This window comes from Kribbella sancticallisti (genome assembly GCF_039530625.1).
Classification (GTDB): domain Bacteria; phylum Actinomycetota; class Actinomycetes; order Propionibacteriales; family Kribbellaceae; genus Kribbella; species Kribbella sancticallisti.
This window is the reverse complement of sequence record NZ_BAAAOS010000020.1, coordinates 200,108-223,082: the sequence shown is the minus strand read 5'-3', so window position 1 is coordinate 223,082 and position 22,975 is coordinate 200,108. Positions and strand designations below refer to the sequence as shown.

Here is a 22,975-nt window from a genome sequence, read left to right as displayed (position 1 = left end):
CGCATAGGTGTCGATCGCCGGACATCCGGTCGCCACGAGCCGGGCCAGCAGCCCCCAGCTGTCCAACGACGCCAGACCGGGCGGGGTGGATCAGATGAGTGGAAATCGTGTCACTCGGGAACACTGCTCGGTCGACGAGGAGCACCCGGTACCCCTTGCGTGCGAGCAACATCGCGGTGGGCGAGCCGCACAACGGGCCCCGACGACGATGGCGTCGTAGAGCTGGTTCGTGATGGATGTCGACGGCTGATCAAGTAGCGCCGAACGGATGATCGACAACGAGCAGCCAGCGGCCGTCGGACTGGCGTCGAAGCAGGTCCGCGCTCGTCCCGCTCACCTCGACGGGCTCAGCGTCCGGCCCGGTGCCCGAGATGCGCCACGACGCGCTGGCGAGCGCGACGTCCCCGATCTCGATGCAGTAGCGCGTCTGCGCGGTCATCGTGCCGATGGCCTGGAACTGCTTGAGGGCCGCACCGATCTCCACGTGCCCCTTGGCCACCGTGCCTGGCTCTGGCACCAAGGCTGCCGCGGGTTCATAGAGGCTCAGCAGAACGTCGATGTCACCCGAGTTGAAGGCTGCCGCGAAGTCTCGGTGAAGCTCGTGCGAACTGGTGCTGTTCATGTCATCACCCGCCTGGGTCTCTGAAGCCGTGTAAGTCACCGTAGGTTTCGCGGCGGTCGCGCCGCTTCGACGAGATCAGCCATTTCGCGGGTCGCGGTGTGGTTAGTTCTGACCAGGATCACACCAGGCCGTGCTTGTGTGCGAAGACGCTTGCCGCTGTCCGCGAGGACGCGCCGACCTTGGCCAGGATGTTCTGGACGTGCCTGGCCACCGTGTGCTCGCTGATCATCAAGGTTGTTGCGATCTGCCGGTTGCTGCGCCCGACGGCGACCAGTCGGAGTACCTCTTCCTCTCTTTCGGTGAGTCCGTGCCTGCCTCGCCGGAACAGCAGCGCGTCGAGCCGGGCGACGTCTGGCAGCGCGCCCATGGCCGTGAACGAGGCGAGGGCCGCATCCAGCTCCATCGCCGCGGTGTCTTCATCAGCCAGGGCGCGACAGGCGAGTGCGATGAGCGTCCGGGTGCGCGCCACCTCGTACGGCGCTGCCAAGCGCAACCACCGCCCCAGAGCCAGCCGGAGTGCGACCAGCGCGTCCGCGGGGGCATCCGCGGCGAGCGCGACCGCCCCCGTGGCGTACGCCGCCTGCGCGCGGAGCACTGTGGTGCCCTGCGACCGCGCTATCTCCTTGAGCTCCGCGGCTGCACTCGAGGCGTCATCCAGCTTTCCGGCAGCCAGCATGATCTGCACGAACGCGGGCAGTAATCGTGCACGAGGCAGGCGCTGCACGGTCTCGCACAGCGCGCGGCGGATCGCGGCCGCCGCTGATGCCGGGTCGCCCTGTCCCAGGCGGAGTAACGCGAGGCCAGGTTGCGGTTCGTACCCGCGCACGCCGGCTGCCCGGAAGGCTTGCTCTGCCGCTTCGAAGTCACCGCGCAGCCGATGGATCTCGCCTTGCCGGTACCGCGCTCTGCCGCCGGCGAACTGGTTCAGTACCCCCTGATCGAGACGGCCCGCCGCCAGTTCCGCCGCATCAAGGGCATCGGACCAGGCGCCTCCGAGTTCCAGCACCTCGGCCCGGTGGACCTGGCACAGCCCGTTGTGTTCCACCATCGCGGGCTGGCTGTCACACCATCGGAGCAGAGCGAGCATCCACTCCCGGGCATGAGCGACCTCGAGGGCGTCCTGGCAGAACGCGAGCGTGTTGCAGTACACGATTCCGGTGACGATCGGCGACAACTCCGCGGATGTAGCGGCGATCATCGCCTCGTCGACGAGCCGCAGCGCTTGGTCGACGCGCCCCAGGTTGAGCAGGGCGCGGGCCTGGTCATCGCGCGCGAGCCAGGCCAGGTCGATGTCGCCGAACCGCTCCGCCACCCCTTCAGCTCGCACCGCCGTTGCGTATCCCCGCTCGAAGTCGCCGCGATCCATCTCCGTCAACCACTGCGGGATCAGCAGGTAGCCGGCTTCGACACAGTCCTCGTTGCCAAGCACCCGGTGCGCGCGGGCGAACCAGCCGTTTGCCTGGACGGGGTCACCGCGAAACAGGCGGTTGTGGCCGATCCAGATGGCACACCGAGCAGCGCGCCGGGTCTTGCCTGCGCTCAGGTATGCGTGGTGGGCACGCTCGAGGCAGGCCGCGTAGACCGCATCGTTGCCGAGCATGTAGCTGGCAGTCGCGAGCAGCTCCAAGTCCGCGGGCTCGAGAGGCGCCCCCTCATCGGCGCGGGACAGGTGAGCCGACGCGTCGAGCCAGGCGGCGTCGGCGTAGGCCTGACGTCCTCGCGCGAGATCGGGATCTGGACCCTGCACGGCCCCATGCTGACCCACGACCACCCGCGATGCCAGCAATCGACCGGCTGCGGACGCGCGTTTTCACTCATGGGGTGTGGAGGCGAGTCGTGCATCGGCTGCCTTGAAGGCGTTGATCTTTTTCGGACGTGCTGCGGTCCAGCCGGCGACCCAGAGGACCTGCCTCCGCCGCGCACGGCTAGCGTCAGTTCGCGGTCGCGCGAACCGGATGGCCGCGGCCACGTCGCTGGAGGTCAGGCACTGGGCGATGTAGCGGGGCTTTCGGTCGACCACGCCGTTCCATACGGTGGGCGCTTGGTCGTAATCATTGTCGCGCGGTGTCACCAGCCGACCCCCGAACCAGGGGACGTCCGTCGTCCCGTGCTGCCGTCTCGGCAGCGGACGGACCACAGCCGACACGGCCTCTGGGGGCGGGGGCGGCGCACTTCCGGGTGCGCGTTGGTGTTCGGCTCGCCTGCGGGCGCGCACATCGGGGTAGACGTTCCATGTCGGCAGCGCACGGCAGAGCTCGCGGGGTCCCTCCACGGCTATCGCCCCGGAACGCAGCGCGGGCCGTTCGACGAGTCCGAGATGCCATCGAGCGAACACCAGCGGATGGGCAACCGTCACGACGGCGTCGTCGCCGAAGCCGGGATCGAACGTGCACAGCTCCCCGGCGCCCCGCTCGACGAGCATCCACATCCGGGCCTGGCGTCCTGCTGGAACTTGAAGCGGACGACGACTCGGCGCGGGGGCAGGACGTCCCGGCGGAGGAACGACGTACACCAGGACCACGACACCAGGTCCGGGTCGGCATGCTCGGCCGTGACGTCCATCCAGCGCTCGGCCCAGTCTCCGAGTGCCTGCAGCACCGGCCACAGCGCGCGGCTCGCGGCCGTCGGGTAGTACAGCGACCCGCGGCCGTTCGGCTTGGTCCGGATCTCCACGACCCCCGCATGCTCCAGCTCCCGCAGCCGCCTGGAGAGCAGTGCGCGCCACAACCCGGGCGCGCCCGCCGCGATCTCGTTGAAGGTCCTGCATCCGAGCAGCACATTGCGCAGGATGATCGGCGTCCACCGCTCGGCGATGGTCCCCGATCCCCGCGCGATAGATGCGCGTCAGGACGAGGCGTCGACGGAGCAGCAATCCAGACCAGGCCGGCGGGTGAGGATCATGGTGACGCTGAGGGCGACGGCGGCGCTTCGGGGTCCCCCTGAACCGGATGCGAGTCCGATGACTGCGCCTCCGATGAGGCTGTTGAACAGGTTGCTGCCGAACAGGTTGCGACGACGAGGTTGGATTCGCCGCGGCGCTGAGCCTGGACGGTGGTGACCAGTTCCGGTAGCGACTTACCGAGCGCGGCGCGTCCGAAGCCGATGATGACCTGTGGTACGCCGAGGTCTGTCGCGATCGCCGAGGCGTTGGAGACACGCAGTTGAGTGCCGGCCAGTATTCCGGCAAGGCGCAGGGATCGCGCGCAATGGTTCCAACCAGGCGGATAGCTTCGACGGCTGCACCGGGTAGCGAACGCCGGCGACGCTCCGCCGTCATGGACGACTTCACCGCAACAACCCGCGGCCGCGTTGCATGAAACGCTGACGCTGCCTGGTTGCGCCATCGTGGTCGGGGCGTGTGGCGGGCTCGCCGCCCGCCACACTGTGACTCGGTTGTGTTCAGCAGAACGGTGGTGGGGAGCCGACGTTGGATACGTAGCGGGCTGACACCCACTGACCGCCGCCGTCGCCGGTGAGTTGGTACCACCGTGGATTGCCGCCGACCATCTGGCTGTTGACCTTGCAGACGATGGGGAGCAAGGCGCCGCGAGGTGCTGAGGACACCTTGGTGTTCGCGGTGTGCGGGCCGCTGCGGATGCTGAGTGAGGTGGATGCCACGACCCTTCCTTCGGACTCGCGGCCGTCGCCGCACCAGCGCGGCGCCGGTCCGATGTTGGCGACGTAGCGCGCCGTGACCCACTTGCCGGTGGACAGTTTGTACCAGCGTGCGTTGCCGCGTACCGATGGGCCGTAGACCTTGCACTGGATGCTGATCGTCGTACCGTTGCGGAGCGTGCCGACTCTTCCTGCTGCTGCCGTCGGTGCACTCCTGACGTTCAGTGCTGACGCGACGACCTTTCCTCGATAGGTCGTCGCTGCTTGGGCTTGGGGCGCGGCTGCTGCCAGCGACCCCAGCGGTAGAACCGCCGTCGCGGTCGCGGCGACGACCGTGCGGAGGCGAATTCTGATGGCCATGATGGCCCCTCCCGACGTTGTGGCCGCGCCGATGGCCGGTCGCCGCGGCCAGGACCGAATACCCGGGTGCGTACTCATTTGACGCCCCAACAAACCGATTGGTTGGTCGCGTTCCAGACTGCTGGCTACTCGCCGCCCGGGAGTTCGTCGCCTTCGCGTACGACACGGGGGGACGTCGGGTCGGCTCAGGTGCCGGGCATGTCGCCGGGGGATTGGATGCCGGCGTCCAAGCCGTTGACCCGGTGAACATACTGAGTATTATATCGAGTATGCTTAGGGATCGGGGCGGCGCATGAGTGTCCGGCACGCTTTGCTTGCGCTGCTGTCGGAGGGGCCGAAGTACGGCCTTCAGTTGCGGCAGGAGTTCGAGTCGCGGACCGGTGAGGTGTGGCCGCTCAACGTCGGACAGGTCTATCTCACGCTGCAGCGGCTGGAGCGTGACGAGTTGATCGAGTCCGACGGCGCGGAGCGCGACGGGCCGCAGAAGACGTTCCGGATCACGACCGCCGGTGCCGGTGAGCTCGAGGCGTGGCTCGGGACCCCGCCCGACCTCGCGATTCCACCGCGGGACGAGTTGGTCATCAAGGTATTGGTGGCGTTGCGTATGCCGGGTGTTGACGTGTCCGCGCTCCTGCAGGTCCACCGCCGGCACGTGGTGGAGCTGATGCAGCGGTACACGCATGTCAAGGCCGAAGCCTCCGCCGACGACCCGGGCTTGCCGTTGGTCGTCGATGCCGAGCTGTTTCGGCTGGAGGGCATCGTGCGGTGGCTCGACGCCGCCGAGGCTCGGCTGGGTCAGCCGGCCGCCGGCGATCCGGCGCGGCCGAGTGCCGATCCGCAATCCGCGCCAACCCGGTTGGAGGCCCAGTTATGACCGTTGCGATGGAGCTGCGTGGGGTGTCGAGGGTGTACGGCTCCGGCGCCGGTGAGGTGCACGCGCTTCGCCACGTCGACATGTCCGTCCGCGCCGGAGAGTTGGTGGCCGTGATGGGACCGAGTGGGTCCGGCAAGAGCACACTGTTGACCATCGCCGGCAGTCTCGAGGAGCCGAGCAGCGGTGAGGTGCTCGTCGGCGGATCCTCGCTGCGGAGCATGTCCGCCAACGAGCGAGCCCGGCTGCGCCGCCGCGCGATCGGCTACGTGTTCCAGGACTTCAACCTGCTCGCCGGGCTGACCGCCGTGGAGAACGTCGCTCTGCCGCTGGAGCTTGACGGCGTCGGTCCGAAGGCTGCGCGCGAGGTCGGGCTTGCCGTCCTGGAGGAGCTCGGACTCGCCGGTCAGGCGCGCCGCTACCCGGACGAGCTGTCCGGGGGCGAGCGGCAGCGGATCGCGATCGCGCGGGCGATCGTCGGCGACCGCCGCCTGGTCCTCGCCGACGAGCCGACCGGCGCCCTGGACTCGGTAAACGGTGAGGCGGTCATGCGACTGCTGCGGACGGCGTGCAAGCGAGGCGTCGCCGGCGTCGTGGTGACGCACGACGCCCAGCTGGCGTCCTGGGCCGACCGCATCGTGTTCCTGCGCGACGGACGCGTCGTGGACCAGACGAGCCAGCCCGTCGGCCCGGAGTCTCTGCTCACCGATGGCACGAGTCGATGACGCCGGCGCGCTCAGCCCGCGAGACGGCCGGCGGTCGCAACGCGCGCCGGGTGGTGGCCAGGTGGGCCTGGCGCATGTTTCGCCGCGAGTGGCGCCAGCAGGCGCTGATCCTGGCGCTGCTCACCACCGCGGTCGCCGCCTCGATCGGTCTCGCATCGGCCGCGTACACGGCGACGGCCGTGCCCGACGAGGCCGACTTCGGCGCGGCCAGCCACTTCATCAAGTTCGACGGCACCGACCGGCAGGTCCTCGCGGCCGACGTCGCCGCCGCGCGGGCCGCCTTCGACAGCTTCGAGGTGATCCACCACAGCAAGGTGCCGGTGCCCGGCCTGTTCGAGCCCGTCGACTACCGGGCCCAGGACCCCGACGGTCCGCTGAGCGGGCCCCGCCTGGCGCTTGTCGATGGTAGATATCCGGCCGGCGGTCAGGTGGCGATCACCGACGGCCTCGCCGACCTCTTGCACCTCAGCATCGGTGCCTCGCTGACGCTCGACGGCGCGGCGCGGCCGGTCGTCGGGATCGTGGAGAACCCGGGCAACCTCGCGGACGAGTTCGCACTCGTCCCGGCGTCGCAGACCGGTGATGCGGACGCGGTCACCATCCTCGTCGACGCCACCGACGATCAGGTCAACGCGTTTCGGGTGCCCAGCAGCGCCGTCATGGACATGGGCTTCCGGATGGTCAACGCTGACGTGGTCGCCGCGGTCACCGTGCTGATCCTCCAGGCCGTCGCGCTGCTGCTGATCGCGCTGATCGCCGCGGCCAGCTTCGTCGTCATCGCGCATCGGCGGATGCGCCAGCTGGGCATGCTCGCCGCGATCGGCGCGACCGAAAAGCAGCTCCGGTGGGTCACCCTGGCCAACGGCATGATCATCGGACTTGTCGCAGCCGTGATCGGTGCGGCCACCGGCTTCGCGGGCTGGGTCGCGCTGGCTCCGCTGGTCGAGGACGCCGTCGGGTACCGCGTCGCCGAGCTGGACGTGCCACCGTGGCTCGTCGCCGGCGGCATGCTGCTCGCCGTCGCCGCCTGCACGGCGGCCGCCTGGTGGCCGGCGCGGAACGTGGCCCGCGTCCCACCGGCACGCGCGCTGTCCGGCCGACCGCCCGAGCCGCGGCCGGCCCGCCGCGCCACAACTCTTGCCGTCGTGTTCGCCCTGGTGGGTGTCGCCTGCCTCGCGACCGGCGGCGACATGGCCGGCGAAACGGCCGTCGACTGGACGAACGCTGCGCTGCTCGTCGCCGGCACCGTCGCGGTCGCCCTCGGCGTGCTGCTCGCCGGCCCGCCGGCGCTCGGCCTGCTCGCCGCATGCGCCGTGCGGCTCCCCGTCGCCGTCCGGCTGGCGGTCGGCGACCTCGTCCGCTACCGGGCCCGCGCCGGCTCCGCACTCGCCGCGATCAGCCTCGCTGTCGGTGTCGCGGTGACCATCGTCGCCGCCGCGACCGCCGCGCAGGCCGCCGACAAAGGCAACCTGCCACCCAACCGGGTGCTGGTCCGGGCCGCGCACGTCGACGGGCCGTTCATCCCGGAGGCCACCGATATGGACCGCCTCCAGGCCGCCGCCGACCGGGTAGCCGCGTCGTTCAGCGAACCCCGGGTGACGTCGCTGGACGTCGCCCTGCATCCCGCCACCGAGCCGGACCCCGCCTTCGAGGGCCGGGAGGCGATCCGCCTCGCCGTACGCTCCGGCGACATCTGGATCGACCTCAGCCTCCTCTACGTCGCCACGCCGCAGCTCGTCGCGCACTACGGGTACGAGCTCGACGGCGTACCCGCCGGCGCCGTCATCACCAAGGAGACCGGCGACCTCGCCATCCTCGGTGATCCGCAATCCAACGGGTCCGCGCCCGGCGCCCTCATCGGCCTCGAGCGCATCCCATCCGACTACCGGTCGCTGCCCGGCACCTTCATCACCACCGAAACCCTCCGCGAACGGGGCTGGGTGCCCTCGCCGTCCGGCCGATGGCTCGTCGAGACCGCCGGACCGCCCACCGCGGAACAACTCGGCGCCGCCCGGGACGCGGCGGCCGGCGCCGGCCTGACCGTCGAAATCAGGGACGCGCCGCCGGGCGTCACGTCGCTGCAGTCCGGCGTAACGGTGGCCGGCCTGCTCGTCGCGCTTGGCGTCGTGGCGATGACCGTCGGCCTGGTACGCAGCGACGCCGCCCGCGACCTCCACATCCTCGCCGCGACCGGGGCCACCAGCGGCACCCGCCGCACCCTCACCGCGGCCACCGCCGCCGGGCTCGCCGTCCTCGGCGTCATCCTCGGGACCGCCGGCGCCTACCTCGGCTTGGCCGCGAGCTTCGCCCGGGACCTCGGCGCCCTGTTCCCGGTCCCAGTGGCACATCTCGCCGTCATCGTCCTCGGACTCCCGCTACTGGCCACCGCCGCCGGCTGGCTCGTCTCCGGACGCACCATCGCAGACATCGCCCGCCAACCGCTGCAATAACGCCGTCTCGCGCCATCGATCCGCACAACAAGGGCCGGACGCCGCGGCCCGCGACCACCGCGGTCACTTCCTCGTCTACGACGACGCCATGCAGCGCATCGAGACCGGTGACCAGACCGAAGGTCGCGCCATCACGATCTCAGGTACGGCGGAAGCTTGGACGCAGAGGATGCCGCAACAGCGAGCACCAGTGCAGTGAACCTTGCGCGGCTATCCGCGGCGTGGCGTCGGTCTCGTGACAGGTACTACGGTGAGCAGGTCTTCGAGGCCCTTGAAATCGTCCGGGTTCGTCGTGAAGAGCGGGATGTCCTCGGCGACGGCGATTGCGGCGATCATCAGGTCGGCCACTCGACGTCGAGGCTTCCGGCCGGCGCTGACGACCGCGGCGCAGACCCTGCCGTAGGCACGGGCCGCCTCGGCGTCGAACGGGATGGGATCGAACTCGTTCTCGGCGCGTTGGAGCACGTCCATCCGGCGGCCGCGCTCGGCGTGCTCGTCGTACTCGTCCTGTTCGTCGTTGCCACGGACCTGGTGAGGGCCTGCGGACAGCTCTGCCAGCGTGATGGCACTGATCGCGATCTCGGAGGGCAGTTCGGCAGGATCGACCCACTTGCGCAAGATCAGGATGTTGGTGTCGAGGAGACCCTGTTGGTACTCAGCGGGCATAGGGGTCGTCCAGTTGCTGGTCGGAGGTGGCGTCCTGGTCGGCGCGGAAGGCGTCGACGGAGATGTCGGGCGCCGTCCGGGACATGGCTGCGAACTCGGCGCGCGGGACGAACCGCCGCCGGCGCCGCAGTGGAATCAGCTCGCCGATCCGGTGCCCGTCTCTCGTGACCGTGAAGGACTGGCCGCATTGGACGGCATCCATGATCTCCTTGGACCTGGTGCGCAGGTCGCGCTGGGTGATCTCCGGCTGTCCGGTCATGCCACCCACGATATCTCACCCATGGCACACTGTGCTACCAGATAGCACATCAGGCGGAACCGACCGTGAAAGAATCGTCAGGCGCTCGTGTTCAGCTTCCACACAGCGATGTGGCGATCTGGGTCCGCGTCCTGATGTTCCGTGCAGTCGGTTGTGAGGTCGCGCTCGCCGAATGCGGCGTTCACGAAGTTGCACTGGTGTGGCTTGGAGGTGCCTGGGTGGGCGTTGGGAGCGAAGTACCCGCAGGTGATGCAGACACGGGCCGCCGGGAGTTGGTCGCGTTCCTACAGTCCGTTGATGAGCTTGCCGATGCGAAGTAGCAGTTGCTGCTCCTCCGGGGTGAGGTCCGCGACAGCTGCGAGCAGCACCGGAAACGGCTACTGGAAGTCCGAAACAGCGTTCAGGTCCTCGATCTTCCGAACAGCTCGCGGCCGTTCATCCACCCGCTGCGCACTCTTGGAGACCCGGCTCGTCAGTACCTACCGCCCGCACAAACCACCTGTGGCGTGTCGGGCTCGCTTGGTCGCTGCTGCACTTCGGCAACGACAACTTCTGGGGCGCCAGCTTCCGGAAGGGCCCGCGGGTATGGCCCGCTCGGCAACAACGGGTCCATGCGCCCCTAGCGCACCGAGCATGTGGGTATGTCCAACGGAGTGTTCTTGTATGCGCGCACGTTGCGGTGGCATCGCCAAGACGAGACCGAAGTCGTCGCCGAGCGACGGCACCTCGGCACGCGTTCGCCGCGGTGGTGCGCCGGTGGGACCATCGTCGGCCGGACCGCACCACCGGCGAGAGCTTGCGTGGGCAGCGTGCGCCGTGGCTGGGCCTTCACCCGGCGCGACGACGAGGTCGAGGGGTCATCGTCGATCGTCGTGGTCGGCGCGCCGTCAAACGCGCAGCACCCGCCCAGTGGTTCGCCCGCTCGGAGCCCTTCGGCTGTCTCGATCCTGCTCCGTTCTTCAGCACCGAGGCGTTTTCGGCGAGGGCGAGACCATGACGAACCGGTGCGCCGTCGTGGTCGCGGACGGCGACGTCGACGACCGCCGCGCAAAGGTCCTGGTGGACTTGGGCAGTGGCGCGTCGGCCCGCGAATCGGCTGGGGCCGCCATGTACCACTTGGCGGGTGACTCGACCGTCACGACGTACGAGCCCCGAGACCGGCCGATGAACGGATGGGGGGCGTTCCTGGGGAGTACGTCGACGCTCCGGTGCGCAATCTCGCGGACGGTGGCGCGACCACTGAGTCGTTCGTGAGGTCCGGGGTCTGGGCGCGGCGACTCGACGAGGTCCGGCCCGCGGATAGCGTGCTGATCCAGTTCGGGGCAATCCGCGCCGGTGTCGTCGGCAGGATCGGCGCGGCGCGGTCGATCGCCTGCATCTGGGATTTCTCGTCGACCGCCAGTACCAGCGCGATCGAGACGCGGACACTTGCGGTGCGGCTCTGGCGGACCCGCTGACAAACGCCCGCCCCGCCCGACGCTGATCGCTCGGGCGGTCAGCGGCGGGCGGATGTCTCGCCGATGAGACGCGGGTGCGCAATACTCTGCGGATGGATTCGGCGACAGACCGTCGTGTGCTGGAGGGGCCGCAGATGGAAGTGCAGCTGACCGTTTCGGGAGCGGACACCGTGGATCAGGTCGCGTCGCTGTTCAGTTGGCTGACCGACGAACCTGGTCTCCGCGGCCGGGTCAGGATCGTTGAGCCGGTCCGGGCCGAGGACGACCTCGGCGCGCTGTCGGACACGTTGATGGTCCTGCTCGGGTCGGGCGGGGTCGGCGCTGCTCTGGCGAGCGCCCTCAGGGCCTGGCTGCAGCGTCGATCGGTCGACGTGACGATCACCCTCAAGTCGAAGGAAAAGTCGATTCAGGTGAGGGCCGATCGTGCGAAGGACGCCGAGTCGACCCTCCGGCAACTCCGGCAGTTCCTGGACGAGGCTGATGGGGAGTGAGGACGCCGACCTGCGGGCCCCGAGGTTCGAGAACTCGTACGCCGTCCTGATCGGTGTCGGCACCTACGAGGACCCCAGCCTGGCAGATCTCGAATCCGCGGTGCGAAACCTCGCCGGACTCGCGGCCACGCTGACCGATCGCGAGATCGCTGGCTGGCCCGCCGAGCGGGTGATCACGATCCCGGACCCGGGCAACCTGGCGACGCTGGGACCGGAGCTGAGAGGCCTGTGCAAGCAGGCAACCGACACCCTGCTGATCTACTACTGCGGGCATGGCCTGCTGAGTGATGACAGTCGTCTCCATCTTTCGGTAGCGACGAGCCGGTCGGATGAGGTTTCGTTCACCGCGATGCCGTACGACTGGATCCGGAACGTGACGAAATCCAGCCCGGCTGCGAGCAAGCTGCTGATCCTGGACTGCTGCTTCTCCGGGCGAGCGATCGAGGACATGTCGAGTGAGGACAACTTCGTCGCCGACCGGGCCACGATCGACGGCACGTACACCATCACCTCGACCACCCGGAACGACGCCGCCAAGGCGCCTGTCGGGAAGGCCTACACAGCATTCACCGGTGAGCTCATCGACCTGCTGAGCAACGGCGTGCCCGGCGGTCCGAAGTACCTGACGGCGAACACGCTCTACACGCACCTCCGCATCCGCCTGTCGACTGCTGGCTTCCCGCAACCCCAGAGCCGCGGCGTGAACTCGATCGACCGGCTTATCCTCGCGCGCAACGTCGCTGCAGGGTCGTCAGCGGACCCGCCGCGCGTGCCACAGATCGTGCTATCGGAGGTCGCCGCCGAGGACCGCCCCAGAGCTGCAGATGGCGTGATCCGGCGGATCGAACGGGCGATTCGCCGGGTGGAGACCGACTCCAGTAGCAGGGCGGCATTGCTGGAGTGGTTGGAGGACTCCGCCGAGAGAACGCGCAATGCCGCTGCCGAGCTGCTCGCGGACGCCATGGTCCAGGAGGACCAGGACAAGGCGGCCGCGATGCGCAAGTACTTGGCCGATGCCCTGAAGAAGACGCCACTGCGTCAGGTGCTCTTGAAGCGGCTCGCTCTCGACAGACGCGTGGAGGTCCGCGTCGCGAGCGCACACTGTCTCGCTGCCGTTGCGAACGATCCCGCAGTCTGGCGAGAGCTGCTGCCCGGGCTGAAATACAACGACCGCGCTATACGAGCCGCCGTCGTCGACTCGCTGGCCGAGGTCGTGCGCGTTCCCGAACCGCAAGCGGCCTTGCTGAATCGACTGACCGCCGACGAGGAGATCGAAGTACGAGCTGCAGCGGCCCGCGTACTGGTCGGCGCCCTCGAGGACGACGTCGTACGAGAAGCCCTGACGGGGATCCTGGGTAACGAGCAGCCTGAGGTAGAAGCGGCCGCCGCCACCAGCCTCGCCACCGCAATGACCTCGCCGGGCGTCGAGTGGGAACTGCGGCACAATCTGTCTCGTGAAACCGCGGCCCACCCGGCCCTGCGCCAACCCCTGCTGGTGCGGCTGAACCACAACGACCCGGAGATCCGGAAACTCGCCGCGGACGAGCTCGAAGTCGCAGCAGAACATCCTGAGGTCTCAGCTGCGCTGGTGGACCGGATCACCTCTGACGAGAGCAAAGACGTGCGCGCACAGGCTGCGACGAGCCTTGCGCGAGGTGCAGGTGAGCCGTCGGTCTGGCCCTGGCTGCTGCAAGCGCTGACCGACGCCGATAAGTCCGTCCGCTGGAGAGCCGCCATATCACTCTCCAAGGCGGTCGATATACCCGAGGTGCGGGATGCTCTGGTTGTCGGATTGGCAACTGATGATGACTCCCTGGTGCGCTCGGCCGCGGCATCGGCTTTGGACGGCGCGTCGGACGATCCCGCTGTCCTGGCTGCGCTGGTCGCTGCGCTTGCCCGCGATCAGGACAGGGTGCAAGACGCGGCGGCAGGTAGCCTGCAGAGCGAATTGATGCACCAAGAGGTCTTACGCGAGTATCTGGCGTGGCTCGCTCGCCGCGAGGGGTACACCGCGAGGCGCGGGCTGGACGGGCTTATCAATGCGGTGACTGAGCGAACGGTCCGGGACGCCGTTCGAGCGGCGGTCCGTTCGAATGCCAAGCTGCGTCAAGGCCTCCTGGACAAGCTGAAGTGGTCCACCAACACAGAGATCCAGGTCGCGTTGATCGAGGCGTTGGAGCCGGTAGCGCGGCAGTGGAAGGTGCGGCGGATCTTGAAGAATGTAGGTACCGACCGTGACCCAAAGGTCGCAGCGGCTGTAGCCAAAGCGCTGGGGCGGTAGCTCCCTGGTACGTCAGCCGCGTTGATGACGCGTGTCGGCGTCCGAGCGCGGTGGCCTGGCCGCCGCCGTACGGCTGGCGGACGAGGGCGCGTACGTGTTCGTCACCGGCCGGCGCGAGGCCGAGCTCGAGGCCGCCGTCAAAACCATCGGAGCGGACCGGGCCACCGCGGTCGTCGGCGACATCTCGAAACCGCAGGACCTGGACCGGCTCTACAAGGCGGTCCGGGCGCGAGGCAACGGTTTGGGCGTGCTGGTGGCGAACGCGGCGGTCGGTGCGTTCGTGACGTTGGAGCAGACCACCGAGGAGCACTTCGACCAGACCTTCGGCGTCAACGTCCGAGGCACGCTGTTCACCGTGCAGAAGGCGTTGCCGCTGCTGAACGACGGAGCCTCGATCGTCCTGATCGGTTCGACTGCCGGCGACCGCGGAGTAGAGGCGTTCGGCGCGTACGCGGCGTCGAAGGCGGCCGTCCGGTCCTTCGCGCGGACGTGGTCCAACGAGCTCAAGGACCGCGGCATCCGGGTCAACGTGGTCTCGCCGGCATGGATCGAGACTCCCGGGGGCACCGCCGCCTTCGGCGACGAGGAGACCGCTCGGGCCGTCAAAGAGAATGTCGCCGCGACTGTGGCCAAGGGCCGCATGGGCCAGCCTGAGGAGGCCGCTGCAGTCGTGGCCTTCCTGGCCTCGGAACAGAGCAGCTACGTCGTCGGCACGAACATCTACGTCGACGGAGGCACGAACCAGATCTGAGCAGGCACCGCACGGTGGGCCTAGCGGACTGCTCGTGGACGCGCTGAGCGGGGCTGCGGTCAACCTGGTGCACGACGTGAAGCCCGGAAGTGTCTGTGTGGGCATGGACCAGTCGCTCGGAACTGGGCGCAGCGATTAGTCGCCAAGACGACCGTGAGGAAGTTCGCGTCGCTAAGGACACCAAGGCCCGATCGAGATGATCGGTCTGCAGAAGCTCACGATCTTGTTCGACGAGCCGACCACTCAGCTCCCGCTTGACCCGAGCTACGAGCCCGAGCGGCCGGGCACGGAGGGCGGCTCGGTGCCGCGGCCGGTCGCGCGTCAAGAACCCCGACCTCGCGGTGCAGTAGGCGCGGGGTGAACCTGGTCCGGCCGGTGGGCGCGCCGTGTGTGGGTAGCTGACGTCGGTGAGAACGGTTGGCGTCCCGGGCGCCGACCGTGCTCAAGGAAGTTGCACCGGGCGGTCCGCGGCTGGGGCTCCTGCTCCGTCACTGCTCCGTCAGACGCTGACAAACGTCGATCATCGGCGAGTAGTGACGAACAACAAAACCGCAGGTCAAAGCCCATCTTGGTCGGTTCTGGCCGCAGGACGCGCTGAGCACCACCGAGATCCTCGACATCTTCGAAGGCACCCAACAAATCCAGCAACTGATCATCGCCCGCAGACTCCTCGGCAAAACCTCCGCCGAGCTGAAGTAGTCGGGGTCGCGCAGCCCGCCCGTCGAGCGTCTACTGTCGTCCGTTGCAATGATGAGCGTTTCGGGAGGTGGCGTGTCAGGCCGGTTGGCCTGGTGCTTGTTCGCGCGAACAAGGCGCCGGATCTAGCGGGGCGGCTCGAGCAGTTCTAGCCTGGGCGTCAGGGGGCACGGGTGGAGCACAACGGGGTTGTTGCGGTGCTGGGGGCAACAGGACGTCAGGGCGGCGCGGTCGCCCGGCATCTGCTGGTTGACGGCTGGCAGGTGCGCGCCCTGACGCGGAAGCCGGACTCCCCGGCCAGTGCCGCGTTGCGAACTGCCGGCGCACAGGTCGCTCAGTGCGATATGGCCGACACCGATTCACTGCTCCGGGTCTTCGAGGGCGCGTACGGCGTCTTCAGCGTGCAGAACCCGATGATCGCCGGGCACGACGGCGAGGTGCGGCAGGGCAGGAACGTCGCGGACGCGGCCAAGGCCGCCGGCGTGCAGCATGTTGTCTACGGTTCGGCCGGGCCGGGAATTCGCGGCACCGGCGTCGACTCGTGGGAGGCGAAGTTGATCATCGCCGACTACCTGCGCTCGCTGCAGGTGCCGCTGACGGTTCTCCGGCCGATGGCGTTCCTGGAACTGATGACGGACAAGGACTTCTATCCATCCGTCGCGATCTGGCACGTCATGCCGAAGCTGGCCGGTGACCGTACGCTGATCCCTTGGCTGGCCGTCGACGACCTCGGGGCGGCCGCGGCCCGGGTCTTCGCCGAGCCTGCCGGTTTCGTCGGCGCGGAACTTCCGCTGGCGGCCGAGTTCCGCTCGATCGAGGAACTCCGTGACATCTGGGCCACGGTGAAGGGGCGGTCACCCCGCGGCTTTCCGATGCCGGTGTGGCTCTTCGAGCGCTTCGTCGGCACCGATCTGACCACCATGTGGCGCTGGCTGGCCGCCAACCCGGTCGCCGCGGATCCAGCGGCAACGGCGAAGGTGCTGGGTCGCGTCACGACGGTCAGGGAGTTCCTTGCCTGACCCCTGCTCCGAAAGGCACTCGCCGGCCGACTAGCTGCCGGATGTCAGATCGGGATCGGCGACTATGGGACCGATGAGTTCGATGACTCGGGCGGACGGTTCTGTGGTGTTGGCGGTGATGGTCAAGAGGTCGTTCTGCCAGTTGTAGGTCCAGCCGTCTGGCTGCGCGGGGAACAGACTCGTGAGCTGACCGCGCGGCAGTTGTAGGTCGACTTGGGCTGGTTCGGCTGAGCGGTGCCACACCGCGAGGTACGACGCCGAAGGTCCGTTCAGCCCGAGTGCCACCCATTCGTCGGTCCAGCCGGGCAGACCCAGCGGCCAGAAGGGAACCAGGTCGGGAAGGTGAGGCAGCACGGTTCGGTGGGCAGCCAGGGCCGAGCGGACCAGGTCGAGCTCTGGCGGCGTCATCCGATCCAGGTGGCCCGACAGATACATTCGGCCGAGGACGCCGTTGACCAGGCAGAGAGTGAATTCCTCGCGTGACATCCCTGTCTGCGGGTAGGCCCAGTTGCCTGCCTGCTCGGGCAGCACGGAGGCCGGCGCGGCTGCCGCGATCGTTGCGTAGAGCAAAGGATCCTGCTGGTCGGAGGTCGACTGCAGATGCAGCCGGGAGAGCATCGCGTAGTCCATCCGCAACGCGCCGGACCCGCAGTTCTCCAGCAGCAGCCCGGGATGCCGGGCCTGGACCTCGTCCAGCCAGTCGAGCAGTGCGCGCTGGTGCTCCAACAGGCCTTGACCGACCGACTGTCCGTCGGAGTCGGTGCCCGGCCCCGTCATGGTGTTGTTGTCCAGCTTGAAGAACCCGATCCCGTACTCCGCCACCAGCCGGTCGACGGTGTCGTCGAGGTGGCGGCGGGCCGCGGCGCTGCGGAGATCCAGGAGGTGCCGGCCGTTCTCCGCGACTCGAACCCCGCGACGGCTCAAAAACGCGTCGTCAGGCAGATCCTTGGCCAGCGGTGAGTCGACGCCGACCACCTCGGGCTCGAGCCAGAGCCCGGGCACCATGCCACGGGTGCGGATGCGCTCGACGACCTCGCCGAGCCCGCCGGGGAAGCGGGTGGCGGACGGCTGCCAGGCGCCGACCGTGCTCCACCAGTCGCCGTCGGCGTACCAGCCGGCGTCGATGCAGAAGTACTCCGCCCCGACCGCGGCCGCGGCGTCGATCAACGGCACCAGCCGCTCGGTGGTCGGGTCACCCATCAGAGTGTTCATGTAGTCGTTGAAGATCACTGGCAGCAGGTCGTCGGCGGGGCGGTGCCGACGGATGGCGCGGCGTTGCCGGGTCAGCGCGGCGAAGGCGTTGTCGCGGTCAGGTGCCGCGACGATCGACACCGGCACGGTGGTGAACGAGCGATCCGCGGTGATGGTCGCCGTCCACTGGTGTTCTTGATCGGTCGGTCCGCTGAGCAGCAGGTAGCCACCGCGCGGCGTCTCACCGATCTCGTAGTGCCACGGCCCGTTGTGCTCGATCTGCCAGCCCAGTGCGTAGCCGTCCCGCGCCAGGACGCCGGTGGGAAGGTGCTCGCCGGTCGACCACGAGCCCCGACTCGTCACCGCGTGCCGGGTGCGCGGTGGCGGGTGGTGCGGTGGGCGCTGGATGTCGGGCAGGCCGGCCTCGCGCAGCGGCTTGACGGACCACCTGCTCTCGGCCATCCAGTCGTTGTCACCGGAGACCAGGTCGAAGTCCACCGAGTCGAGCGCGACGACGACCGATGACAGGCTGGTCAGCTCGAGGCTGCCCGGACCGGTCAGCCGAGCCTCCGTCCAGGCCCGTACTCCGTCCGCCGCTTCGAAGAAGGTGGTGATCTGGAGTCCGGTGACCGCGTCCTGCTGGAGGATGCGGAGGCTGGTGTCGGTGGCTTCGTGACTCGTGTATCGCAGCCGGCGGCCGATGACGGTGCCGACGTGGCGGTGGGTGCTGACCGACCGGCCATGACCGAGCGCCGACACCTCTACGAGTGGTTGGTCGACCGGACCGGTCGAGGCCTCGGGATTCCAGTGGACGGATTCCCACCGGACCGGGCCGTCATCAAGGCAGAACGTCAGCGTCAGGTTCGCAGTACGCCACACGAAGGGCATCGAGCAGTCCTCACAGATCGGGGCCGGGCGGTCGTTCCCGCAAGTAGTCCTCGACGCCGAACAGGTGGGCGGCCATCCGGACGCGGGCCCGGTCGGGGTCGTGACCGGCCAGGGCATCCAGGATGCCCCGGTGTTCGCCGTGGGTGGCTTCGTCGGCACCGTCCTGACTGATCGAGCGCCACAGCCGATCGCGGGTGGTCCGGCCGCCGAGAGCCTCGATCAGGGCCGCCAGCACCGGGTTGCCGGACGCCTGGGCGATGACGCGATGGAAGGCGATGTCGTTGTCGATCAGCGCCTCGTGGTCCGGCACGCCGGCGGTCAGTTCGGCCTCGGTCCGGCGCAGCAGTTCGTCCGCCGCGGCCAGCGCCTCGGCGCTGATCCGGGTGGCTGCCAAGGCGGCGGCCTCGGTCTCCAGCATGCGTCGTACGGCGTGCAGGTCGTGCGCGCCGCTGTGGTCCTGCAGGTCCACCACGAACCCCATCGGTGCCAGCAGCAACGATGGGTCGAGGGCGGTGACGTAGGTCCCGTCGCCCTGGCGGGTCTCCAGCACGCCCATCATGGACAGCGCGCGGACACCCTCGCGCAGCGGACCGCGGGAGACTCCCAGCGCATCTGCCAGGTCCTTCTCGACCGGCAGGCGGTCGCCCGGCCGGAGCGAGCCGTCGATGATCAGCTTCTTGATGCCCTGGACGACGACGTCTGTCTGCGAGCCACCACCTCGGGCGGCTGTCCGGCCGTCGTCGGCTGGAGCGCTCGGTCCGCGCGGAGGCCCGACGCCGGCTGTCATGCCACCGACTCCGTGCTGTCCTGCGACGCCCAGTAGGACCCGGTCGGGAACGTGTAGCTCGCGAGTGACGATCTGCGCATCTCGGCACTGTAGCCGGGGGCGGAGGGCAGCAAGTAGGCGCCGTTCCCGACGATGCAGGGGTCGGTGAAGTGCTCGTGCAGGTGGTCGACGTACTCGGTGACGCGGCCGTCCAGTGAGGCCGACACCGCCACGTAGTCGAAGACCGCGAGATGCTGGACCAGCTCGCACAGGCCGACTCCGCCCGCGTGCGGGCACACCGGCACGCCGAACGAGGCAGCCAGGAGGTACACGGCGAGGACCTCGTTGACGCTCCCCAGCCGGGCGGCGTCGAGCTGGCAGTAGTCGATCGCGCCGGCCTGGAACAGCTGCTTGAACAGGATCCGGTTCATGCCGTGCTCGCCGGTGGCGACGCCGATCGGCGCGACCGCCCGGCGGATCGCGGCGTGCCCGAGAACGTCGTCGGGATGGGTCGGCTCCTCGATCCACAACGGATCGAACGGCGCCAGCGCCCGGACCCAGGAGATCGCTGTCGGCACGTCCCAGACCTGGTTCGCGTCGATCATCAGGTGCCCGTCGGGACCGAGCACCTCGCGGGCGATACCGCATCTGCGGATGTCGTCGGTCAGGTCGGCGCCGACCTTGAGCTTGACGTGTTTGTATCCGGCGGCGACGGCCTCTTCGCACAGTCGGCGCAACTTGTCGTCGGAGTACCCGAGCCAGCCGGCCGATGTGGTGTAGCACGGGTATCCGTCGGCCTCGAGCTCCTTGATCCGCTGCGCCCGGCCGGGTTCGCGGTCGGTGAGGAGCGTGACCGCCTGCTCAGGGGTGAGCACGTCCGACAGGTAGCGCAGGTCCGCGGCCGCGACCAGTTCCCGGGGTGACATGTCGGCCAGGAGTCGCCACAGCGGCTTCCCGGCTCGCCGTGCGGCCAGGTCCCAGACGGCGTTCATGACGGCGGCCAGCGCCAGGTGTACGACGCCCTTGTCCGGCCCGAGCCAGCGCAGTTGCGTGTCCGATTGCAGTTCCTGATAGATCCCACCCAGGTCGGCGCTGAGCTCGTCGACGTCCCGCCCGACCAGGGGGCGGCCGCGTTGTGCCGCCGCCGCGACGCACAGGTCGTTGCCGCGCCCGATCGTGAAAGTGAAGCCGTGCCCGGTCAGCGTCGGGTCATCGGTGTGCAAGACGACGTACGCGGCGGAGTGGTCGCCGTCCTTGTTCATCGCGTCCGAGCCGTCCCGCGTGAGCGAGGTCGGGAAGCGAACGTCGACGACTTCCACCGACGTGATCCGTGGCATGAGACCCCCTGTGCCCCGATAGATAAGACGATTAGCGTCTGAAGACCGCTTCAGTATGGACCATCCGCCATCCTGGCGCTACGATCCCCCGAATTCATATGATGATTGTGCATCATCACCCCGCGCTGGAGGTGCCTGGGATGAGCGACCTGGTGGGCTCGGACCGCACGGATGCGACCTGGCTGTACTACGACCGCCCGGCTGGAACCTGGCTGGAGGCACTGCCGCTCGGCAACGGCCGGATCGGCGCGATGTGCTTCGGCGGTGTCGGCGCCGACCGGATCGGCCTCAACGACGAGACCTGCTGGTCAGGCAGTCCGGAGACGGCGCGCCTGCTGTCGGAGCCCCTCGGCGCTGTCGGACCCGATGCCGTGCAGGCAGTACGCGCGGCCCTGGCGTCCGGCGACGTGCGGCGCGCACACGAGCTGGCGGGTGGATTCCATTCCGGCTACTCGCAGGCCTATCTGCCGCTCGGCGATCTGCTGCTGGACGTCGCGGTCGACGGCTCGACGCCGGCCGCCGGCGACGTGGCGAAGTACCGGCGGCGGCTGGATCTGGACACCGCGAGGGCGGTGGTGGAGTACGAGGTCGGCGACGTGGCCGTCCGGCAGGACGTGTTCGTGAGCGCACCGGCCGGCGTGCTCGTCCTGCGCATGACCGCGTCGAAGTCAGCCGCACTCAGCGTCACCGCGAGGCTTGCGTCGCAGCTGCGGTCGCGGCCTTGGGTGACCGCGGCCGGTGCCGGACTGTTGCTGCAGGCACCGGCCTCGGTCGCACCGCCGCATCGCGACGTACCGAAGCCGATCCGGTACTCCGACGGCGCGGACCGCGGGATGTCGGCGGCGATCGCACTGCGCGCGCGCACCGATGGCGAGGTAACCGCCAACGAAACAGGACTCACCATCCGGGGAGCCGGCGAGCTGATTCTGATCCTCTCCACAGCCACCGGGTACGACGGCCCGTCCACACCGCCGACGCGGACGGCGGAGGAGTGCTGGACGGCCGCCGACGAGAAGGTGCTCGCCGCGCTGGGCCGTGAGTACGAGGAACTTGTCGCCGAGCACACCGCGGATCATCAGGGACTGTTCCGCCGATCGTCGCTCGAGCTGGCCGGACCTCCAGAGCTCGCGGACTTGCCGACCGACGTGCGGTTGACCAGGCACGGCGACGACCCCGCGCTGGCGGCGCTGTTGTTCAACTACGGCCGCTACCTGATGATCGCGAGCTCGCGTCCCGGTGGGCTGCCGACGAACCTGCAAGGGATCTGGAACGACATCCTGCGGCCGCCGTGGAGTTCGAACTACACGGTCAACATCAACACCGAGATGAACTACTGGCCCGCCGAGACCACCAGCTTGCCCGAGTGCCACCAGCCGCTGCTCGACTATGTGGTTCAGCTCGCCGAGGCGGGCCGGAGTACGGCGCGGGAGCGTTACGGCTGTGGTGGCTGGACGGCTCACCACAACGCCGACGCGTGGTGCTGGACATTGCCTGTCGAGGGCGACCCGCGGTGGTCCAACTGGCCCATGGCCGGTGCCTGGCTGGTTCGGCACCTGTGGGATCACTACGCGTTCGGCGGTGATCTGGAGTTCCTCGGCCGGGCGTGGCCGGTGCTGCGCGGCGCTGCGGAGTTCTGCCTCGACTGGCTGGTCGAGTTGCCGGACGGAAGTCTGGGGACGTCGCCGTCCACGTCACCGGAGAACGACTACCTGGCCGACGACGGCAGGCCGGCATCGGTCACGGTCTCGTCGACGATGGACCTGAGCCTGATCGCGGACCTGTTCGACCGGTGTGTGCAGACCGCCGGACTTCTCCGGTTGACCGATCCACTGGTGCAGCATCTCGTCCTGGCGCGCAAGCGGATCCCGGATCCGGCGGTCGGCAGCCGCGGGCAACTGCAGGAGTGGGCCGCGGATCTGCCGGAGGAGGACCCGCACCACCGGCACATGTCGCATCTGGTCGGCCTGCACCCGGGCGACGCGATCACGGCGGACGGTACGCCGGCGCTCGCGGCGGCCGCCACGCGAACGCTCGACCTGCGGGGCGATCAGGCGACCGGCTGGTCTCTGGCGTGGAAGATCAATCTGCGGGCCCGGCTGCGCGACGCGGCCGCGGCACATCGACTGGTCCGCGCCTTCCTCACTCCGGCCGACGACACCTCGACGGACTACGTCGGCAGCGGCGCGGGTGTCTATCCGAACCTGTTCTGCGCCCATCCGCCGTTCCAGATCGACGGCAACTTCGGCGCGACCGCGGGAATCGCGGAGATGCTGCTGCAGAGCCACACCGGCGAGATCCAGGTGCTGCCGGCCCGGCCGGACGACTGGCCCGTCGGCCGAGTCACGGGTCTCCGTGCCCGGGGCGGCGTCACGGTCGACATCGCCTGGAACCCGGACGGCGTCGACGTGGTGCTCACCGCGGACCGGGACCAGGAACGCTTCGTCCGCTACGGCGATGAGCGGATCGCGGTCCGGCTCGGAGCCCGCACAGCCCACCGTCTCAGCGTGAGCTGACCGGTCCGAGGGAGGAG

General features: G+C 69.0%; 19 protein-coding genes. 9 read left to right on the top strand and 10 right to left on the bottom strand.

Annotated features, from left to right (window positions below; all coding sequences use genetic code 11):
* Window positions 1-250 precede the first annotated feature (250 nt).
* From ABD255_RS17610 to ABD255_RS17595, 5 genes are all read right to left on the bottom strand, one after another.
* Window positions 251-622 carry a YybH family protein gene (locus ABD255_RS17610; protein ID WP_344215145.1) on the bottom strand — a complete coding sequence of 124 codons (372 nt, stop codon included), beginning with the start codon at window positions 620-622 and terminating at the stop codon, window positions 251-253.
* A 118-nt stretch (window positions 623-740) separates the two neighbouring features.
* The gene (locus ABD255_RS17605) at window positions 741-2,369 is read right to left on the bottom strand and encodes a helix-turn-helix transcriptional regulator (RefSeq protein WP_344215143.1); all 1,629 of its coding nucleotides are present in this window, start codon (window positions 2,367-2,369) and stop codon (window positions 741-743) included.
* Between the two features lie 605 nt (window positions 2,370-2,974).
* Complete coding sequence (locus tag ABD255_RS17600) at window positions 2,975-3,436, bottom strand: winged helix-turn-helix transcriptional regulator (protein ID WP_344215836.1); 462 nt, start codon at window positions 3,434-3,436, stop codon at window positions 2,975-2,977.
* 83 nt (window positions 3,437-3,519) lie between these two features.
* Window positions 3,520-3,966: a hypothetical protein gene (locus ABD255_RS43700; RefSeq protein ID WP_425554441.1), complete on the bottom strand. Its 447-nt coding sequence runs from the start codon at window positions 3,964-3,966 to the stop codon at window positions 3,520-3,522.
* A gap of 55 nt (window positions 3,967-4,021) precedes the next feature.
* Entirely contained in the window at window positions 4,022-4,597 is a 576-nt protein-coding gene (locus ABD255_RS17595; protein ID WP_344215141.1) for an SH3 domain-containing protein, read from the bottom strand.
* A gap of 292 nt (window positions 4,598-4,889) precedes the next feature.
* On the opposite strand from ABD255_RS17595, the gene ABD255_RS17590 reads away from it, so the two are divergent.
* From ABD255_RS17590 to ABD255_RS17580, 3 genes are all read left to right on the top strand, one after another.
* Complete coding sequence (locus ABD255_RS17590; RefSeq protein WP_344215139.1) at window positions 4,890-5,471, top strand: PadR family transcriptional regulator; 582 nt, start codon at window positions 4,890-4,892, stop codon at window positions 5,469-5,471.
* Window positions 5,468-6,193 carry an ABC transporter ATP-binding protein gene (locus ABD255_RS17585; protein ID WP_344215137.1) on the top strand — a complete coding sequence of 242 codons (726 nt, stop codon included), beginning with the start codon at window positions 5,468-5,470 and terminating at the stop codon, window positions 6,191-6,193. The genes ABD255_RS17590 and ABD255_RS17585 overlap by 4 nt, the downstream gene beginning before the upstream one ends.
* A 74-nt stretch (window positions 6,194-6,267) precedes the next feature.
* Window positions 6,268-8,643, top strand: coding sequence for an FtsX-like permease family protein (locus ABD255_RS17580; protein WP_344215135.1), 2,376 nt, complete (start codon window positions 6,268-6,270; stop codon window positions 8,641-8,643).
* A 210-nt stretch (window positions 8,644-8,853) separates the two neighbouring features.
* On the opposite strand, the gene ABD255_RS17575 is transcribed toward ABD255_RS17580, so the two are convergent.
* Both ABD255_RS17575 and ABD255_RS17570 read right to left on the bottom strand, forming a co-directional pair.
* Window positions 8,854-9,309: a type II toxin-antitoxin system VapC family toxin gene (locus tag ABD255_RS17575; protein ID WP_344215133.1), complete on the bottom strand. Its 456-nt coding sequence runs from the start codon at window positions 9,307-9,309 to the stop codon at window positions 8,854-8,856.
* A complete protein-coding gene (locus ABD255_RS17570; protein WP_344215130.1) occupies window positions 9,299-9,568 on the bottom strand; it encodes a type II toxin-antitoxin system Phd/YefM family antitoxin in 270 nt (89 codons plus the stop codon). The genes ABD255_RS17575 and ABD255_RS17570 overlap by 11 nt, the downstream gene beginning before the upstream one ends.
* A gap of 1,172 nt (window positions 9,569-10,740) precedes the next feature.
* Here ABD255_RS17570 and ABD255_RS17565 point away from each other — a divergent pair.
* The 5 genes from ABD255_RS17565 to ABD255_RS17545 all read left to right on the top strand — a co-directional run bounded on the left by ABD255_RS17565 (window position 10,741) and on the right by ABD255_RS17545 (window position 16,263).
* A complete protein-coding gene (locus tag ABD255_RS17565; RefSeq protein WP_344215129.1) occupies window positions 10,741-11,025 on the top strand; it encodes an SGNH/GDSL hydrolase family protein in 285 nt (94 codons plus the stop codon).
* A 134-nt stretch (window positions 11,026-11,159) separates the two neighbouring features.
* Window positions 11,160-11,516 carry an effector-associated constant component EACC1 gene (locus ABD255_RS17560; RefSeq protein ID WP_344215128.1) on the top strand — a complete coding sequence of 119 codons (357 nt, stop codon included), beginning with the start codon at window positions 11,160-11,162 and terminating at the stop codon, window positions 11,514-11,516.
* The gene (locus ABD255_RS17555; RefSeq protein WP_344215126.1) at window positions 11,506-13,797 is read left to right on the top strand and encodes a caspase, EACC1-associated type; all 2,292 of its coding nucleotides are present in this window, start codon (window positions 11,506-11,508) and stop codon (window positions 13,795-13,797) included. The genes ABD255_RS17560 and ABD255_RS17555 overlap by 11 nt, the downstream gene beginning before the upstream one ends.
* A gap of 31 nt (window positions 13,798-13,828) precedes the next feature.
* Window positions 13,829-14,548, top strand: coding sequence for an SDR family NAD(P)-dependent oxidoreductase (locus ABD255_RS17550; protein ID WP_344215124.1), 720 nt, complete (start codon window positions 13,829-13,831; stop codon window positions 14,546-14,548).
* Between the two features lie 869 nt (window positions 14,549-15,417).
* On the top strand, window positions 15,418-16,263 hold the full coding sequence (locus ABD255_RS17545) for an NmrA/HSCARG family protein (protein ID WP_344215122.1): 846 nt from the start codon (window positions 15,418-15,420) through the stop codon (window positions 16,261-16,263).
* A gap of 30 nt (window positions 16,264-16,293) precedes the next feature.
* Here the strand turns inward: ABD255_RS17545 and ABD255_RS17540 are convergent, their stop codons facing one another.
* Genes ABD255_RS17540 through ABD255_RS17530 form a run of 3 tightly spaced genes read right to left on the bottom strand, consistent with a single transcriptional unit; the run spans window position 16,294 to window position 20,445 of the window.
* Window positions 16,294-18,342, bottom strand: coding sequence for a glycoside hydrolase family 36 protein (locus tag ABD255_RS17540; RefSeq protein ID WP_344215120.1), 2,049 nt, complete (start codon window positions 18,340-18,342; stop codon window positions 16,294-16,296).
* A gap of 10 nt (window positions 18,343-18,352) precedes the next feature.
* The gene (locus ABD255_RS17535; RefSeq protein WP_344215117.1) at window positions 18,353-19,129 is read right to left on the bottom strand and encodes a FadR/GntR family transcriptional regulator; all 777 of its coding nucleotides are present in this window, start codon (window positions 19,127-19,129) and stop codon (window positions 18,353-18,355) included.
* Window positions 19,126-20,445, bottom strand: a complete 1,320-nt coding sequence (locus ABD255_RS17530; protein ID WP_344215115.1) for an L-fuconate dehydratase — start codon at window positions 20,443-20,445, stop codon at window positions 19,126-19,128. Before ABD255_RS17530 ends, ABD255_RS17535 begins: the two co-directional genes overlap by 4 nt.
* Before the next feature lie 140 nt (window positions 20,446-20,585).
* Between ABD255_RS17530 and ABD255_RS17525 the strand changes: the two genes are divergently transcribed.
* A complete protein-coding gene (locus tag ABD255_RS17525; RefSeq protein ID WP_344215113.1) occupies window positions 20,586-22,958 on the top strand; it encodes a glycoside hydrolase family 95 protein in 2,373 nt (790 codons plus the stop codon).
* The last annotated feature ends 17 nt before the right edge of the window (window positions 22,959-22,975 follow it).